At 40.0% G+C, this 17,173-nt stretch carries 15 protein-coding genes; 10 read left to right on the forward strand and 5 right to left on the reverse strand.

Annotation, left to right across the window (positions count from 1 at the left end; genetic code table 11):
* Positions 1-805: 805 nt before the first annotated feature.
* The 10 genes from HMPREF9304_RS01515 (at position 806) to HMPREF9304_RS01560 (ending at position 12,843) form a co-directional block, all read left to right on the forward strand.
* On the forward strand, positions 806-2,050 hold the full coding sequence (locus HMPREF9304_RS01515; RefSeq protein ID WP_036926068.1) for an MFS transporter: 1,245 nt from the start codon (positions 806-808) through the stop codon (positions 2,048-2,050).
* Positions 2,047-2,610 (forward strand): bifunctional nuclease domain-containing protein, encoded by a 564-nt coding sequence (locus tag HMPREF9304_RS01520; protein WP_008125668.1) that lies wholly within the window; start codon positions 2,047-2,049, stop codon positions 2,608-2,610. The genes HMPREF9304_RS01515 and HMPREF9304_RS01520 overlap by 4 nt, the downstream gene beginning before the upstream one ends.
* Positions 2,607-3,335, forward strand: coding sequence for a 16S rRNA (uracil(1498)-N(3))-methyltransferase (locus tag HMPREF9304_RS01525; RefSeq protein ID WP_036926069.1), 729 nt, complete (start codon positions 2,607-2,609; stop codon positions 3,333-3,335). Before HMPREF9304_RS01520 ends, HMPREF9304_RS01525 begins: the two co-directional genes overlap by 4 nt.
* Positions 3,336-3,350: 15 nt before the next feature.
* Positions 3,351-4,688, forward strand: coding sequence for a DUF4836 family protein (locus HMPREF9304_RS01530; protein ID WP_036926070.1), 1,338 nt, complete (start codon positions 3,351-3,353; stop codon positions 4,686-4,688).
* A 3-nt stretch (positions 4,689-4,691) separates the two neighbouring features.
* On the forward strand, positions 4,692-5,336 hold the full coding sequence (locus tag HMPREF9304_RS01535) for an ATP-binding cassette domain-containing protein (RefSeq protein ID WP_036926071.1): 645 nt from the start codon (positions 4,692-4,694) through the stop codon (positions 5,334-5,336).
* The gene (locus HMPREF9304_RS01540; RefSeq protein WP_036926072.1) at positions 5,333-6,538 is read left to right on the forward strand and encodes a transporter; all 1,206 of its coding nucleotides are present in this window, start codon (positions 5,333-5,335) and stop codon (positions 6,536-6,538) included. Before HMPREF9304_RS01535 ends, HMPREF9304_RS01540 begins: the two co-directional genes overlap by 4 nt.
* A 267-nt stretch (positions 6,539-6,805) precedes the next feature.
* Positions 6,806-10,075: a TonB-dependent receptor gene (locus tag HMPREF9304_RS01545; protein ID WP_036926073.1), complete on the forward strand. Its 3,270-nt coding sequence runs from the start codon at positions 6,806-6,808 to the stop codon at positions 10,073-10,075.
* 25 nt (positions 10,076-10,100) lie between these two features.
* Entirely contained in the window at positions 10,101-11,618 is a 1,518-nt protein-coding gene (locus HMPREF9304_RS01550) for a BACON domain-containing protein (protein WP_036926074.1), read from the forward strand.
* A 161-nt stretch (positions 11,619-11,779) separates the two neighbouring features.
* Complete coding sequence (locus tag HMPREF9304_RS01555; RefSeq protein WP_025072794.1) at positions 11,780-12,112, forward strand: cupin domain-containing protein; 333 nt, start codon at positions 11,780-11,782, stop codon at positions 12,110-12,112.
* 131 nt (positions 12,113-12,243) lie between these two features.
* The gene (locus HMPREF9304_RS01560) at positions 12,244-12,843 is read left to right on the forward strand and encodes a helix-turn-helix transcriptional regulator (RefSeq protein WP_231564438.1); all 600 of its coding nucleotides are present in this window, start codon (positions 12,244-12,246) and stop codon (positions 12,841-12,843) included.
* A gap of 64 nt (positions 12,844-12,907) precedes the next feature.
* Here the strand turns inward: HMPREF9304_RS01560 and HMPREF9304_RS01565 are convergent, their stop codons facing one another.
* The 5 genes from HMPREF9304_RS01565 to HMPREF9304_RS14845 all read right to left on the reverse strand — a co-directional run.
* Complete coding sequence (locus HMPREF9304_RS01565; RefSeq protein ID WP_052045825.1) at positions 12,908-14,167, reverse strand: phospholipase D-like domain-containing protein; 1,260 nt, start codon at positions 14,165-14,167, stop codon at positions 12,908-12,910.
* A gap of 19 nt (positions 14,168-14,186) precedes the next feature.
* The gene (locus HMPREF9304_RS01570; RefSeq protein WP_008125269.1) at positions 14,187-15,161 is read right to left on the reverse strand and encodes a KpsF/GutQ family sugar-phosphate isomerase; all 975 of its coding nucleotides are present in this window, start codon (positions 15,159-15,161) and stop codon (positions 14,187-14,189) included.
* A 35-nt stretch (positions 15,162-15,196) separates the two neighbouring features.
* Positions 15,197-15,955 carry a 3-deoxy-8-phosphooctulonate synthase gene (gene kdsA / locus HMPREF9304_RS01575; RefSeq protein ID WP_036926075.1) on the reverse strand — a complete coding sequence of 253 codons (759 nt, stop codon included), beginning with the start codon at positions 15,953-15,955 and terminating at the stop codon, positions 15,197-15,199.
* A gap of 351 nt (positions 15,956-16,306) precedes the next feature.
* Positions 16,307-16,612: a hypothetical protein gene (locus tag HMPREF9304_RS14620; RefSeq protein ID WP_102188850.1), complete on the reverse strand. Its 306-nt coding sequence runs from the start codon at positions 16,610-16,612 to the stop codon at positions 16,307-16,309.
* A 350-nt stretch (positions 16,613-16,962) separates the two neighbouring features.
* Positions 16,963-17,173: hypothetical protein (locus HMPREF9304_RS14845; RefSeq protein ID WP_231564439.1), on the reverse strand; the 211-nt coding region annotated here is incomplete at its 5' end.

Here is a 17,173-nt window from a genome sequence, read left to right on the forward strand (position 1 = left end):
AGGAGGTAAATGCCTTTTATGAATAACATTTACCTCCTACCCGATTTTTTATAGGCTGCAGAGAAATAGGGTGGCGCGACATGATAGTTGGAAAGGATGCACGGTGTGATGCTTACAAACTTTAAATACTTCTTTATACCCTTGCCTTAGCGACAATAAATAAAAGAACTATCAGGAATATTACCAAGAAAACATAAAAGAATAATCCCAATCGATATTCTTTCTTTGTCAGTAACGTCTCGTGTTCTTTCATTTTTCGTTCAGGAAATAAAAACCACGCTAAAGAATACAACGGTACAACTAAAATTGCACCTATCAGATACTGTTCTCCTTTCGAGTCTGCATGCCAAATATCAAATATACTCTTTGTATCTAATAGAACTATTATTAGAAAGTAAATAAATATAAAAAGTACGAGGATGTTGCTTAACGTAGCAAAATAGGGGATACTCTTATTAAATCCCCTCATGTTATAACGATATAAACTTGCTATAATTTTGTACATAGATGCTCATTAAATAATCATTAAACAAAAAAGGTGTGTTAGATATGCTGCATGGTAGATTCAACTTCAAAATTCAACTACGTTTGCAAATTTAAGAAAAAAGTCTCACTTGGTATTTTGAATCCCAACATTTTTCTTGGTCTGGCATTTATATTATTTTGAGCAAGAGTCGTGAGATGAGACTTAAAAAATACTCATTTATTTTGTGAGTTGTTACATTTAGCGTACCTTTGTATTAATCAAGCAAAGCTTGTTTGTCTTCGGCTTGCATCATCAATAAAACAACGAAAAGAGTCAACTATGAACTTAAAAGTGCGTTTGGCGGCCATGAACTTTTTGGAGTTCGCCGTTTGGGGATCATATCTTACTTGTATGGGCATTTATTTGACGAACATTGGAATGGCGTCAAATATTGGAATCTTTTTCGCCATGCAGGGCATCGTTTCTATATTTATGCCTGCGTTGATGGGTATCATAGCCGATAGATGGATACCAGCACAACGACTTTTGGGTATGTGCCATTTGCTTGCGGGGTTGTTTATGTTTGGTGCCGCTTATTATGGATATATGCAAGGTAGTGCGGCAGAGTTTGGTGTTCTTTTTACATTGTATTCATTGAGTGTAGCGTTTTATATGCCGACCTTAGCTTTATCCAACTCGGTTGCATACACTGCGCTGACACAAGCAAGAATGGATACGATTAAAGATTTTCCACCCATTCGTACCTTTGGCACCATCGGATTTATTTGTGCCATGTGGTTTGTAGATATCATGGGATTTAAGAGCAACCAAAACCAATTTGTGGTGAGTGGGGTTTTGAGTGTACTTCTTTTCTTATATACCTTTACCTTACCCAAATGTCCAGTTAGTAAGCATCATGAGGCTACCTCTTTGGTGGATGCTTTTGGGTTGCGCGCTTTCTCCTTGTTTAAGGATAAGCATATGGCTATCTTCTTTATCTTCTCCATGTTATTAGGAGTAAGTTTGCAGATAACCAACGGTTTTGCCACTCCCTTTATAGAAAGTTTCAAATCGATACCAGCCTATGCTGATTCTTTTGGTGTTAAATACCCTGTCATTTTATATTCTTTGTCTCAAGTGAGTGAGACGCTGTGCATTTTGATGATTCCTTTCTTTATGAAAAGGTATGGAATCAAGAATGTGATGTTAATAGCGATGTTTGCTTGGGTGCTCAGATTTGCTTTACTCGGTTTAGGTAATCCTGGGAGTGGCGTGTGGATGTTTTTACTTTCCATGATAATATATGGTGTGGCGTTTGACTTCTTTAATATAAGTGGGTCGCTATATGTAGACCAAGCTACACCACACTCTCTTCGTTCCAGTGCACAAGGATTGTTTATGTTGATGACCAATGGAATAGGTGCCACGGCTGGTTCGTTTGCTGCGCAAGCTGTCGTTACTTCGCATACAGTGAATGGCGTGACAGATTGGCCTATATGCTGGTATATTTTTGCAGCCTATGCTTTGGTAGTAGGTATTTGCTTTGGTTTCATGTTTAGACCTAAAAAAGAAGTGAAAGTATGAATAAAATACGGCTAACTGTTAAAAGTGTGACAGAAATAGTGGGTAACAAGGATGTGGGATTGGTGATACTTGTTGATGAAAATGAGCAACGCCAAATCGCTATTCCTTGCGACTATCAGATGTTGTACCAGTTGCAGTTGCGAATACAAAATATCCCTATTACACCCCTGTTATTACCAGAGGTGTTATGGCACGTAGTGCGGAGTGAAACGACTGCTGACTTTGAAATTCTTATCCACGATGTGATAGACGGTCAATATCGGTGTTTGTTGATGAATAATTCGACATTTGAACCTTATACGATAAGGGTGAGCGATGCTTTGCTGCTGTCCTTGATTAGTAAAACGCCCATTTATATGGATGAGAATTTGATGAAGAAACAAAGTGTTGCTTTTAAGAAGGATTCCAAAGGGATGTCTATTCCTCTCAACACGCTGACTGATGATATGCTGAGAAAAGCATTAAATAAAGCCATTGAAGAAGAAAATTACGAAATGGCATCACACTTGAGAGATGAAATGAAAAGACGCAATTTACTTGATACAGATGACAAAAAATGAAAGAAGTTAGATATTTTTTTGTTCCTGATGCCGACCACGTTAACGAACTTCCTACAAGTGAAGCACTCCACGCGTTACGCGTACTAAGATTATCGAGTGGAGATGAGATGTTTCTCATGGATGGCGTTGGAAATTTTTATCGAGCAATAGTTACGATTGCTTCAACCAAGCATTGCTTCTATGAAATACAGGAAACACTACCGCAACAAAAAAGCTGGCGTGGACATATTCATTTAGCGATTGCACCTACCAAGACGATGGAGCGTATAGAATGGATGGTTGAGAAGATGACAGAGATAGGATTTGATGAAATCACATTCTTGAATTGTCAATTTTCTGAACGCAAACAGATACGTCCAATCCGATTAGAAAAGATTGTGATAGCGGCAATGAAACAAAGTAGAAAGCCTTGGAAGCCAATTGTTAATCCAATGGTTTCGTATAAGAACTTTATTCATCATCAAACGACAGGACATCGCTATATAGCACATTGCTACCCAGAGATTGAACGCAAAGATTTGCTCACTACGCTCCACCAAATGACAGACGATGACGATATAACTATCTTGGTAGGTCCTGAAGGTGATTTCTCTGTTGATGAAGTGAAATTAGCCGAGCAAGCAGGGTTTGAATCAATCTCACTTGGAAAAAACCGACTTCGCACTGAAACCGCTGGACTGATGGCAGTTGCGATGACCCAAATGTTTAGACGTTGTTACCCATAAACTATTTTTTCTACAATGAAATTCTCTTACACCTATTCTTTAGTAGCAATTATCTTCTCTGTGTTGTTATTCACAGGATGTGCCAATGAAAGCTATCAGCAAGCCATTCCTAAGGAGTCTACAGCATTGGTATCTTTTGATGCCAGTCAGATGAGTGGCATCAATAATAAAACACTTCTCAGAACCATTCTTAAGATGAAAAATCTTGATGAGAGTGGGATAGACTTCACGCAAAAGATTTATCTTTTTACATCTCCTGATGGAAATCTTGGTATTTGTGCTAAAGTGGATAATGCTGACAAAATATCAACTATGCTCCAACGCATGGGGAGTGAATCCGTTTCATTTAGAGATGCGTTCTTTTCTACAATTCGTGATTCGTGGATGGTGGGATATAACAAGCAGTCGTTGTTAATCATGGGACCTATTCCACTGACGAAGCAAGAAGAAGCGAAAGCCACCATTGCCAAATACTTGCAACAAGACGAAGAAGAAAGTATCTTGGCGTCACCGATATACCAAGTTTTAGACTCTTTGGACAGTCCTATGACGTTAGTGGCACAAGCACAAGCCTTGCCCGATAAAATCATTGCCCCGTTGATGCTTGGAGCCCCAAAGGATGCAACGACAACAGATGTCTTGATAGCTGCCAAGATGAAAGTAGAGAAGGGATGTTGGTATGTAGAAGGTTCACCGTTTTCGTGGAATAAGCGTATCAACCAAACGATACAGGAGTCGAAAAAGATTTATCGTCCTATTCAAGGTAAATACATAGCAGCAATGCCAGATACAGCATTGTTTGGGATGTTTGTTAACGTAGATGGCAAGCAGTTTTTACCCATATTGCAGAATAATAAAAGCTTACAAGTGCTCCTGACAGGAATCAATCAAGCCATTGATTTGGATAACATTATTCGAAGTGTCAACGGAGATATGAGTGTGGTGATTCCTCAATATGAGCAGCAAAATATCAGTATCTCGATGGCGGCTCAATTAGCACATTCCAAATGGTTGGCAGATGTGGATTACTGGAAGCAATCTGTTCCTGCGGGTGGAAAGCTAACAGATTGGAACAAGCATGCTTTTGTATATACGAATGGCAAAACAAGATTTTTCTTTGGTGTTACTGACAACCTGCAATTTTACAGTGGAGCAACTCCGCAAGAGGCATTAAATTCAATAAAGGTATCCAATCATCCGTTTGAGAGTTTAATACTCCATCAGATAAAGGGTGAAAAGATGGTGATGATTATCAATGTGAGGGATTATCGCAACGAAAGGCTTAGCATGATAACAGATTTGCTCAGACCTGTTTTTGGAAACATACATACCCTCGTGTATAAACTCAATTAACTCGTGGAATCAATTCTTTTTGACTATGTAATGCCACACGTTTTTGAAAAAACGGAAGGCTTACAATCCGAAGTTTGGAACAGACATATCACCTTAGAGAAAGGTAAGAATTACCTGATTGAAGCACATTCGGGCAAAGGAAAAAGTACTTTTTGCAGTTATGTAATAGGGTATAGACACGATTATGCTGGCTGTATCATGTTTGATCAACAGGATATTAGCAGTTTTAATATTCGTCATTGGATAGATATTCGAAGACATCATATCAGTTATATGTTTCAAGAACTTCGACTATTTCCTGAATTGACAGCTTGGGAGAATGTTGAGATTAAGAATAACATGACCAAGTATAAATCGAAGAGCGAGATAATGGGCTGGTTCGAAGCATTAGGTATCGCTGATAAGAAGAATGTTCAGGTCTCTAAAATGTCTTTTGGACAACAGCAGCGAGTGGCAATGATGCGTGCCTTAGTTCAGCCATTCGACTTCTTGTTGGCAGATGAACCCATTAGTCATCTTGACGATATGAATGCGAAGGTAATGCAAGACCTCATGATGACAGAAGTAAACAAGCAAGGAGCAGGTGTCATTATTACCAGTATCGGTAAGCATATGCCTGCTTTATACGATAAGATGATACGATTATGAAGTTAGTTTGGAAACTGCTGAAGCAGAATATGAGTATCCCACAATTTGTTGGATTCTTTTTTGCAAGTCTTTTTGGGATGTTTATTGTGTTGTTTGGCTACCAGTTCTATCGTGATGTTTTGCCTTTCTTCCAAGATAAAGACAGTTTCATGAAGAGCGATTATCTCGTTATCAGTAAACGTATAGATACCAACACATCGTTTAGTGGTAGGACAAACAATTTTTCCTCATCAGAAATAAATCATCTTTCTCAACAACCATTTATACAAAAAGTGGGTTCCTTTCATTCAGCTAATTATCAATCAGAGGTAAGCATGGATGTACAAGGAAATCGTCTCTTTGACTCCGAGTTCTTTTTTGAAAGTATTCCAGACGCTTTTGTAAATGTTCCCTTATCAGAATGGAAGTACGATGGGAAAGACGATATCGTGCCTATCATATTCCCTAAATCGTATTTGGCGATGTATAACTTCGGCTATGCAAGAAATCATTCGCTGCCAAAGATTTCTGAAGGTTTAGTGGGTATGCTTGATGTACAAATCCATATCCGTGGAAATGGACAAGAACAAACACTAAAGGGAAAGGTGATAGGCTTCTCCAGCCAACTCAGTACCATTTTGGTTCCAGAAAGTTTTATGGTGTGGAGTAACCAAAGATTCTCATCAACTCCTCAAAATGAACCTAATCGACTCATCGTAGATGTAGCAAATCCCACAGATACACAATTCTCACAATACTTAGAAAAAAAAGGATATGAAGTAGAAAACAGCAATTCTTCTGCAGAAAAGATGGCTTATTTCTTTCGCCTGATTGTAGTGATAGTGATGATGATAGGATTGATCATATCTGTATTGAGCTTTTATATTTTGATGTTAAGCATTTATCTTTTGGTACAAAAAAATACTTCTAAGCTACAAAATTTGATGCTCATAGGATATAGTCCATCACAAGTTGCCCAACCTTATCAGCTTCTGACCTTGTCACTTCATGGACTTGTGTTCGTACTTGCGATAGGAATTTTAGCAATCGTTCGCCCCTTGTACATGGATGTATTGTATAATCTGTTGCCCAGTCTTGATAATGGCGGTCTTGGTCCGACTTGCTTATTAGGCGTAGTTCTATTATTAGGCGTCACAGCCATTAACAGTTGGATTATTCGAAATAAGATGGCATCCATCTGGAAGAGCAATACAGTTCATTGAATACATTTGTGGAATGCGTATGATTCTCAATATTTGATTCTTGCTGCTGTGTAACTCTTTGAATTGCTAAGTTCTAAGACAAGTGGTAAAACAAGTAACAACTTTCTTTCAATGTGAATCCTATCGATAAATGTCGATAAATGTTCATGTTGCATACATTTTTAATAAAAATGTAACAACTTTATCGATATTTTTAGCTAAATTTGCAATCGTAATCTGTATTACACGATATTTTACCGCATTATTCATTAAAATTTATCAAACAAAATGCAGAAAAGAATTCTTTTTCTGGTGAGCATGATGATGATAGTTTGTCATTCCATCATGGCTCAGGTTACAACTTCTTCCATGAATGGTAAGGTTACACTTAAGGGAACGGGTGAACAACTCGTTGGTGCTACCATTCAAGCGGTTCACGAACCTTCTGGAACGCGTTATGGAGCAGTGACGAATGTAGATGGTCGTTTCAATATTCAAGGTATGCGTACAGGCGGACCATACAAGGTGACAGTAAGTTATGTTGGTTATCAAACTAAGACTTACACGGGCATTAAGTTGCAATTGGCCGAAGTTTACAACCTGAATGTTGAGCTTTCTGAGGATGCAGCACTGTTAGGAGAGGTTGTTGTAAGTGCTACGGCTTCGAAGTTTGCTGCCGAAAAGACTGGTGCTTCTACCAACATCAACAAGTCGCAGATAGCAAATTTGCCGACAGTAAGCCGAAGTATTACTGATATCACACGCTTGTCTCCTTATGGCGGCAACGGTATGAGCTTTGGAGGTGTAGACGGTCGTACTGCAAACTTTACGGTAGACGGTGCCAACTTCAATAACAATTTTGGTTTGAGTCCCTCACTTCCTGGTGGAGGAAATCCTATTTCAATAGAGGCTATCGAAGAGTTACAAGTGGTTGTTGCACCATACGATGTGCGACAAACAAACTTTATTGGTGGTGGTGTTAACGCAATTACCAAATCTGGTAACAACCAGTTTCAAGGAACGGCATACGTATATCATGAAAACGAGAACCTCAGAGGAGACGCTGTAAAAAGGCAACAAATATCTGGAGCTCGCGAAAAGGATCAGAAGACCACATACGGTTTTACGCTCGGAGGTCCAATTCTTAAGAATACATTGTTCTTCTTTGTAAATGCCGAGGCTATTAACATTCCTACGATAGTGAACCGTTGGAGAGGATCTGCTAAGGGTATTGCAGACCCTGACAACTTTATCTCTCGTACATCTTTGAAGGATTTGCAGACAGTGTCAGATTTTGTCAAAAACAAATATGGTTATGACACGGGTTCTTACGCCGATTTCCCTGCCGACAAGAATAATTATAAGCTGTTGGCACGTATCGATTGGAACATTACCGACCAACATCGTTTGGCTTTGCGTTATAACTATACAAAGAATCAAAACTGGATTTCTCCTAATGCTTCTTCTATGGACGGTGGTACGCGTATGTCAGAAGGTCGCTTGTCAAAAGCGTCTATGGCTTATGCTAATTCGATGTATTCCAAGGATAACTTGGTACATTCGTTCTCCTTTGATTTGAATAGTAGATTATCAGAAAACTTATCAAACCAATTATTGGCTACTTATTCTAAATTGGACGATGTTCGTGGTACTAATTCAAGTGAATTCCCCTTCATAGATATCCTTAAAGATGGACAAGCTTATTTGTCACTTGGATACGAGTTGTTTACTTGGAACAATGCTGTTCATAACAATGTATGGAACGTGAAAGATGAGTTGACCTATTACTTGGGCAAACATAAGATAATAGGAGGCTTGGCTTATGAATATAAAATGGCTGATAACTCTTATATGCGTAATGGTACGGGATATTATCGCTATACTTCTTTAGATGATTTTCTGAATGGAGGTACACCTGAGATTGTAAACCTTACCTACGGTTATGATGGCGAAAAAGCCCCCGCAGCTCGTGTACGTACCAACAAGTACAGTCTCTATGCACAAGACGAATGGTCAATGACCGATAACTTTAAGTTGACATACGGATTGCGCATTGATAATTTAGTCTTCGATAACAAAGATTTGATTGCCAATAAAGCAATCAATGACTTAGACTTTAATGGTCGACACCTTGACACTGGCAAGTGGCCTAATGCCAACTGGATATTCTCTCCACGTGTTGGATTCAGCTGGGATGTTTTGGGTAATAAGACGCTGAAAGTACGTGGTGGTACGGGACTGTTTGCAGGAAATCTGCCACTTGTATTCTTTACCAACATGCCTACCAACGGTGGTATGGTGCAATACAATGCACACATCAATGCAGGAATTGCTGCCAAGCGAGGTTTTGACATGACACAGTTTGCAGGTGGATTGGTAACAGACGGAGAGGGGAGAGCCACACATGCCGCTCTTTACGATAAATTGGCGTCTTTAGGTTATCCCACAACGGTCAAGCCTGAAGATGGCGTAGTGCCTTCGGCAGTGGCTGGAATCGCTTCTGATTTTAAGATGCCACAGGTATGGAAAACCTCCATTGCTGTTGACTACCAGCTCCCAATTTCATTTCCTGCAACTCTGACAGGCGAATTAATTTTCAACAAATCCATCAACGAGACTTCTATCTCTGATTGGAGCATTCCTTCAGTAGGAGGCTTTGCACGCTTCAACGGTGTAGACAACCGACCTATTTATCCCACAGGATATCATACCAACACCAGTGCCTTCGTTCTTGAGAATACCAGTCGTGGATATGGTTGGATAGGAAACATTACTTTGAATACCCAACCTACCGAATGGTTGGATTTCACAGCAGCTTATACGCACACGGTGTCTAAGAACGTAACAGGTATGCCTGGTTCTAACGCTGAGTCAGCATTTACTTATGTACCTACGGTTGAAGGACCTAACCACATTCGTTTGCACAATTCACAGTATGTTACTCCCGATCGCTTAATGGCATCTGCAACCATTCATGACAAGAGTGGTAACCACTATGGTTTCTTCTACGAAGCATGGCGAGGTGGAGCCAACTACTCTTACATGACGGTGAATGATATCAATAACGACGGCTATAATTACGATGCCCTATATATTCCTACCGATGAACAAGTAGCGAACAATGATTTCCGATTTGTTTCTGAAGATGATAAGACTCGTTTCATGGATTACGTGCATAACAATAACTACCTCAAAAAGCATCAGGGCGAATATGCAGAGGCTTACAGTCTGTATTCTCCATGGGTTCACCGCATCGACTTTAGTTATAAGCACGATTTCAAAGTCAACATTGGCAACACCAAACACAAACTGCAACTCAGTTGTGACGTCAAGAACCTCATGAATCTTTTCAATTCTAGTTGGGGTGTAGCAAAATATTTGAATCCTGCTATTGGTGCTGAAGCACGTATCCTTAAATTCGAAGGTGTAGACAAAGAAGGTTATGCCACTTACTCAACTCCTTCGTCCATACAAGGCAATACCGAAACCTTCACACCAAGTTACTCTCTCGGACAGTGCTGGTATGCCTCCATTGGTATTAAATATACATTTAATTAATTCATATAGTTGAAAAATTGAAAACATGAAACTAAAATATATTTTTCTTACATTCATTGCCTTTATAGCTCTTGGGTTCACCAGCTGTGAAGACAATAAAGACATCACACTGTTAGATGCAGTTCAGGTTTCCTCCTCTTATGTGTCGATACCTGTTGAAGGTGGAGAATCTTCTATCATCGTGAAAGCATCAACGGATTGGACGATGGAAAAAGTCGTCACCAAAACAGACTCTGTTAAATGGCTTTCTATCACGAAGGGTAAAGACAATGAGGGTAATGAGTTACTCACTTTCAAAGCCGATAAGACTTTGGATGGACGCTCTGCACAAGTACTTATCCATTGTGCTGGCGAGACTCAATACGTCAATGTCATTCAGGGCTTGTCAAAGAAAGAAGTCGTAACCGTCGCTAATGTGCTGGCTGGTCCTGCTGGCAAGACCTATCGCGTGAAAGGTATTGTATCTTCTATCAGCAATACGCTCTATGGTAACTGGATTCTTAAAGACAAGACGGGAGAGATTTTGATTTATGGCACGAAAGATGAAAAGGGTAATAAAAAGAACTTTGCAAGTCTTGGAATTGAAGTGGGTGATGAAGTCACGGTAGAAGGACCCAAAAAGATTTATGGCTCAACCATAGAGTTAGCAGATGTTGATGTACTCAATATCGTTAAGTCTTTGATAAAAGTCGACTCCGTCTTTAACGACACAATAGCCGTTGGTGGAGGCGAAACGACAGTTCATCTTACTTGTAAGGGACAAGGTGTATCGGTAGAAATACCCGAATCGGCTAAGTCTTGGCTCGCTATCTCTTCCATTCAGTCGAGAGGTACTAACGCCGTTGTTAAGTTCATGGCAACTGCCAATACAGGTGGAGACCGCCATTGCAAGATTATCTTCCATACCACAGATGGAAAGAAGGATTATACCTCTTCGGCTACTATTGTGCAGTTGGGAGCTATCGTAAAGGCATCTGTAGCCAACTTCCTTGCCGCACCTGTGGGTGAAACACAATATAGATTAACTGGCATTGTCACTAAGATAAAAAATGCAGAGTATGGCAACGTTTATCTGAAAGATTTTTCTGGCGAAGTCTATGTTTATGGACTGCATGGATTCAAAGGTAAGGATGTTAAAGAAGGCGACATCATCACCGTTGCGGGTAAGCGTGGCGAATACAAAGGAACCCCACAGATGGTCAAAGGAGCTTTGGAAAATGTTAAACACGTTACGCCTATCACCATTGCAGATGTGCTGAAAAAGTCGGATAGCAAAGAAGTTCATTATTTGGTGACAGGTACAATTAAAGAAATAAAGAATGCTGATTACGGCAACATGACATTGAAAGATGGAGATAGCGAAATCTATCTATATGGATGCTACCCAGGTTATGGTGCAACTGACGATGCTCGTAAGGGGGCTGTTGGTAAACTTGGACTCAAGGTAGGCGACAAACTTACGGTCATCGCCACAAAGTCTACCTTCAAAGGTACGGCACAATTGGCTAATGGCGTTTACTACAAACACGAATCAGCCAAATAATCGCAGGCTTTATTCTGTTACAAACTTATATAGGTGCATTCTCAAAAGGGTGCACCTATTTTAATCTGTACCCACAATCCTGAGTTTTTCTTCCATTGATTTTGTATTTTTCTATATTTTATATACTTTTGTATGACCAATAAAAATCAAAAAAATAGACTATGGTTATCGATTTCGAACAGATTAAAGAACAGGTCATTCAGGGCTTTAAGGGCGGAGTAGGAGAGTTAAGAACGAAAAGTTTTGCAGACGATAAGTGCAAAATAATGCTCTCTACACTCAAGCCAGGCGCAAGTTCGGGACTACATACACACGAACAAAACTGTGAAATTATTTATGTGTTGGACGGAACATTGACCTTTCATTACGATCAAGAGATTGAAACTGTGCATGCAGGTCAGGTGCATTACTGTCCGATGGGACACCAGCACTATATGGAAAATCTCACGAGTACTGACGTGAAATATTTTGCCATCGTCCCAGAGCATCACTAATTGACATTGAGTTGCTCTCGAGGTATGCTAATGATATTGTCATTTTTATGCCTCGCATTACTAATTGTTAATAAAATTCTATCGAGAACCCAAAAAGAAATGGTAACTTTGCCGTTGCTATGGAGAAACAAATGATAAAAAACGGGCGTCCTCAAATTGCGATTATCGATTCCAATACGCTTGCAATTTTAGGATTACAGCAAATATTGCAGGATGTGTTTCCAATTATGGAAGTTTCGACTTTCAATTCCTTTGATGAATTGAGTCAAAACTTTCCTGATTCTTTCTTTCACTATTTTGTATCGGTGAGCATTGTTTTAGAAAATCGGGGCTTTTTCCTTGACCGACGTAGAAAGACCATTGTCCTCACCACTTCTAATGATCCAATGACCCAACTAACGGGATTTCATAGCATTTGTGTGAATGTTCCAGAGGACGAACTTGTTCGCTCTGTCCTTATGCTCGAACAGCATGCGCATGGTACGGGGCAACACCTTCCACCTTTACCCAAAGTGCTAAAGAAAAAAGTACTGTCTGACCGTGAAATAGAAGTGTTGTCTTTAATCGTGCAAGGCTATATCAACAAGGAGATAGCCGATCGATTAAATATCGGAATGACAACGGTTATTACCCACCGCAAAAATATCATGGAGAAATTAGGGGTGAAGAGTGTCTCTGCTTTAACCATTTACGCCGTAACGCATGGGTATGTAGACATCAACAATATATAATGGCTCAGCGTCTGTACAGATTTGCTTGCAGACCTATTTTGGGGCATTTCAGTTAAGTTTATGGCTACAAGAAAGGAGCTAACAAATGTGCAAACCAACCCCGAAATTTCTGCCATGGACTCCTAAACTCATCCCAACTCTTTGGCGTCAACAGAAAACTGTATTTCTTGTCTCGGTCAAAAAGATGGTCTAATTGTTTCGTTGTACACCGATCAAGGATAACGGCATTGTTCTCATAGTCATACCTTAAACTTCTCGCATTAAGGTTGGCACTCCCTACGGTACAAAATTTTCCATCCACCATCATCACCTTTGTATGATGAAACCCATCGGTAAACATCCATACCCTTGCCCCTTGCTTCATGAGTTGATGTGCATTATAAAATCCGCAATCGGGGGTCAAGGGAATGTCGCTGCTGGTAGAAAGCATGATTTCTACTTTCACACCACGATGAATCGCATTTCTCAGCGCTTTTTTGATACCACGATTGAGCGTGAAGTAGGGGTTGATAATCTTCAAACTGTCACGAGCAGCATTGATTGCCTCAACATAAAAGTCCCGAATGATTTTGTTACTTATTCTGGGTTCACGATTGATCATTCCAACCGTTTTATGCCCAGCAGAGGCACAAGTGTCGGGGTTTAAGCCCTCCATGTAATCTCTACTTCTGTGTCCTCTGTAATATTTGGAACCGTGTACGTTTTGTTTTGCCGTTTTGTTCCACATTTTTAGGAAAATACTTTGCAAAGTGTTTACTGCAAGTCCTTCAATGCGGCAGTGCATATCATTCCATTTTCCAACTTGTTTCGTACCTTTTATATAATAATCAGCCACATTCATTCCCCCAGTGTAACCCACTTCGCCATCAATCACCACAATTTTTCGGTGATCTCTGCTTAGTGCATGATTCACCCAAGGGAAGGTAATAGGATCAAATTTATAAATCTCGATGCCCTTTGCACGTATGGAGTCGATGTGTCGCTTCTTTAAGGGACGGTTATTCGAGGCATTTCCAAAGGCATCAAAAAGCGCCCTCACCTCAACTCCTTCACTTGCTTTTCGCTCAAGAAGCTGAAATAAAAGGCTTGCTATCGAATCGTTTCTAAAGTTAAAGTATTCGAGGTGTACACTACTTTTGGCTTGTTCAATGGCTTTGAACAAGTCATCAAACTTTTCCTGTCCATTGGTCAAAAGGGTTACCTTGTTATCGTGTGTGAATGTAACGCCTTCCTTGCACAACGCTTGAGCAATGATGGAATCGGATGATTGTGCTCTTGTGGTGACACAAAAAGCTATACTTAGAATAAATAAAACTGTCCTCAAATTTTCTTACCTTGTCTTACTAAATCATGCACGAATAGTGGTCGACTATTCCTAATAAATGGTTTGCTTCGTCCACCACCAACACTGTATGTATCTTATACTGATGCATGATTCGTTGTATTTCCGTTATTTTTGTACTGGGCGCTACGGTTTTCGGATTTGTTGTCATGATATCGCTCACCGTTTTGTCGAAAAACTGCGCTTGCCATTTCTCCATGGCTCGCCTGATATCGCCATCTGTAATCAAACCTACCACCTGTTCGTTCTCTAACGACACGCCCAATCCCAATTTGCCTTTGCTAACATGAATAATAGCATCACCAAGATGCATCTCCTTTGGAATGATAGGAAGATTGTCCGAACGCATCACATCTGCAGCTGTGGTGAGCAATCGCTTACCCAATTCACCGCCGGGATGAAACTGCGCAAAATCATTTGGCTTAAATTTTCTTACCTTCATTAAGGCAATTGCCAATGCGTCACCCATGGCAAGTGCTGCTGTAGTACTACTGGTTGGTGCCAAGTTCAGCGGACAAGCCTCTTTCTTCACCGAGCAAAGAATGTGGGTTGTGGAATATTTAGCCAGTAAGGAGTGGGCGTTTCTGCTGATAGATACCACGGGTACTTTCATGTGTAGCACCATAGGCAGAAAGCGCAACAGCTCGTCTGTCTGTCCGCTATTGCTCAAAGCCAACACCACATCATCGGGTGTCATCACCCCCAAATCACCGTGATAGACATCCAACGGATTGATAAAGAACGCCGGAGTGCCAGTCGAAGACAACGTTGCGGCTATCTTTGCACCGATATGACCGCTTTTTCCTACCCCCGTTACAATGATTTTTCCTTTGCAGTTGAACATCAGTTCTACTGCCTTTTCAAAGTGTTCATCTAACTGTGGGATGAGGTCTAACAACGCTTGGGCTTCATCCTTGATACATTGTGCAGCAAAATCTTTCGTCTGTTTCAGTAAGTTATTCGTATTCTCGTCCATGTCTTAATATCGTTTCCTCTTGGTGTCAGAATGGTTTATGCTTTCAACAAGTCTTGTATAATCAACTCAAGTTGGTCGAGCGCTATCATGTTGGCTGCATCGCTAAGACCTTCGTCGGGCGTGGGATGTGTCTCGAAGAAATAACCTGTCGCCCCAAAAGCTTTGGCTGCTTTTGCCATAGAGGGCACAAAGCGCCTGTCGCCAATCGTCTTTCCATTACCCGCACTTGGTCTTTGCACACTGTGGGTACAATCCATAATGACCGTGTCTACCAGTTCGAGCATGTCGGGAATATTTCTAAAATCAACAATTAAGTTGTTATATCCAAAACAGTTACCACGTTCGGTGAGCCACACCTCGTTGGCACCGCTCTCACGTGCCTTCTCAACGGGATATTTCATGTCCTTTCCGCTCAAAAACTGGGCTTTCTTGATGTTTACCACCTTGCCCGTTTTGGCGGCTGCAACCAACAGATCGGTTTGTCGACAGAGAAAGGCAGGGATTTGCAAGATGTCGCATACCTGTCCCGCGGCTTCTGCCTGATAGCTCTCGTGAATGTCGGTGGTGATGCGCAGGTGGTACTTTTTCTTTACCTGTTCCAGCATTTGCAGTCCTTTTTCGAGACCGGGACCTCGAAATGAGTGTATAGACGTTCGATTTGCCTTGTCGAACGACGCTTTGAAGATAATCTCTGTACCCAAGCGCTGATTGATTTCAACCAGTCTCGAAGCCACTGTTTCCAGCAGTTCCCACGATTCGATGACGCAAGGGCCTGCTATAAAAATGGGATGCATAAAATAAAATGATATTTAGATTACAAAGGTACAGAAATCACGCATAAAAGCCAAAGCTTTAACGTTTGTTTGCGCTAAACGCACTGCTCTTTCATTGAAGAACAATATTTTTACATCGAAAAAACATCCACTAACCAGCGTTTGTAAAATTGGAACTACACTGCATAACAATATAATTAATGCTGACCAACTTATGGGAATGATATTGTGTATTGCCTCAAGTCACATTGTGGGTTAAGGGGACGTTGTAGGAAGAAGTGGGTGCTTCAAGTTCAAATTATCTGCAAATTCAGTAATGAGAGGACGTGTAAACGAATAAGGACGTTCAAGGGCTTAGTTGCGGATTTGAGGTTAAATTAATCGACTCCAATCAATTCCTACTACAAAACTAATTACTAAACAACAAAACAACCCCACCGTTGATTGTAAACGAGCAGTAGCATCTTTTATTCCAAATATCAATTGCAGTATATAACAAAATATATAATAAAATATAGTCAATACGATAATTACTATAAAATCTCTCCACAGAACCGCAGGATAATGGTAAATTAAACTTTCACGAGGAGTTGACCCAATTCCTATATGTATAGCTATCCAACCTATGAAATAAAATATGCTGAAAAAGAAAGGTAAATACAAATTATCTTTGTTCATTATACCAAATATTTTAAAATTAAGGATAACAAGAAAACAAACCCCAAAACGAGATTCATGAAAGACAAACCTTTTCTCATTTTTTTTGAAAAAACAAACAAAAATACATAAATAAATGAAGGAACGATGACCATAATCAAATAATTAAGATCTATCATTTCTGTTAATCGTTGTGATTGACTAAACAAGAAGAGACGAACAATTCCATCTAGCATCAAACCAAAACAGATAAATCGGATTAATCGTTTAAAATTATTCATATATCAATAATTTCCTTTAATAATTGATAGATTGGGTTTAGTGACCATACGTCTAATGCTTTTAATATTTCATCAAATACCTTACTAGTATTAGTTTGACCATGTGCATATGAATCCTACGATAGACATGGCGAAGATACAAATTAAATCTGAGAGACTCACTCCTTTTGAGGGATTATTTTCAATCATGGAACAATTTGACTCCACATTATCATCTTTAATAAGAAGTTCCTTGGTTATCGCCCTGGCGTGGCGGTTATTGGCGATTTGATAGTCGGTATAATCCGTAACTTTTACAAGG

This window comes from Hoylesella timonensis S9-PR14 (assembly GCF_000762405.1).
Classification (GTDB): domain Bacteria; phylum Bacteroidota; class Bacteroidia; order Bacteroidales; family Bacteroidaceae; genus Prevotella; species Prevotella timonensis_A.

What these genes read in the sequence shown, in the direction of transcription:
- HMPREF9304_RS01550 (WP_036926074.1), top strand. Translation starts at nt 10,101, where the DNA reads ATGAAACTAAAATATATTTTTCTTACATTCATTGCCTTTATAGCTCTT.
- HMPREF9304_RS01570 (WP_008125269.1), bottom strand. Translation starts at nt 15,161, where the DNA reads ATGGACGAGAATACGAATAACTTACTGAAACAGACGAAAGATTTTGCT.
- HMPREF9304_RS01520 (WP_008125668.1), top strand. Translation starts at nt 2,047, where the DNA reads ATGAATAAAATACGGCTAACTGTTAAAAGTGTGACAGAAATAGTGGGT.
- kdsA (WP_036926075.1), bottom strand. Translation starts at nt 15,955, where the DNA reads ATGCATCCCATTTTTATAGCAGGCCCTTGCGTCATCGAATCGTGGGAA.
- HMPREF9304_RS01560 (WP_231564438.1), top strand. Translation starts at nt 12,244, where the DNA reads ATGATAAAAAACGGGCGTCCTCAAATTGCGATTATCGATTCCAATACG.
- HMPREF9304_RS14620 (WP_102188850.1), bottom strand. Translation starts at nt 16,612, where the DNA reads ATGAACAAAGATAATTTGTATTTACCTTTCTTTTTCAGCATATTTTAT.
- HMPREF9304_RS01530 (WP_036926070.1), top strand. Translation starts at nt 3,351, where the DNA reads ATGAAATTCTCTTACACCTATTCTTTAGTAGCAATTATCTTCTCTGTG.
- HMPREF9304_RS01555 (WP_025072794.1), top strand. Translation starts at nt 11,780, where the DNA reads ATGGTTATCGATTTCGAACAGATTAAAGAACAGGTCATTCAGGGCTTT.
- HMPREF9304_RS01540 (WP_036926072.1), top strand. Translation starts at nt 5,333, where the DNA reads ATGAAGTTAGTTTGGAAACTGCTGAAGCAGAATATGAGTATCCCACAA.
- HMPREF9304_RS01545 (WP_036926073.1), top strand. Translation starts at nt 6,806, where the DNA reads ATGCAGAAAAGAATTCTTTTTCTGGTGAGCATGATGATGATAGTTTGT.
- HMPREF9304_RS01525 (WP_036926069.1), top strand. Translation starts at nt 2,607, where the DNA reads ATGAAAGAAGTTAGATATTTTTTTGTTCCTGATGCCGACCACGTTAAC.
- HMPREF9304_RS01515 (WP_036926068.1), top strand. Translation starts at nt 806, where the DNA reads ATGAACTTAAAAGTGCGTTTGGCGGCCATGAACTTTTTGGAGTTCGCC.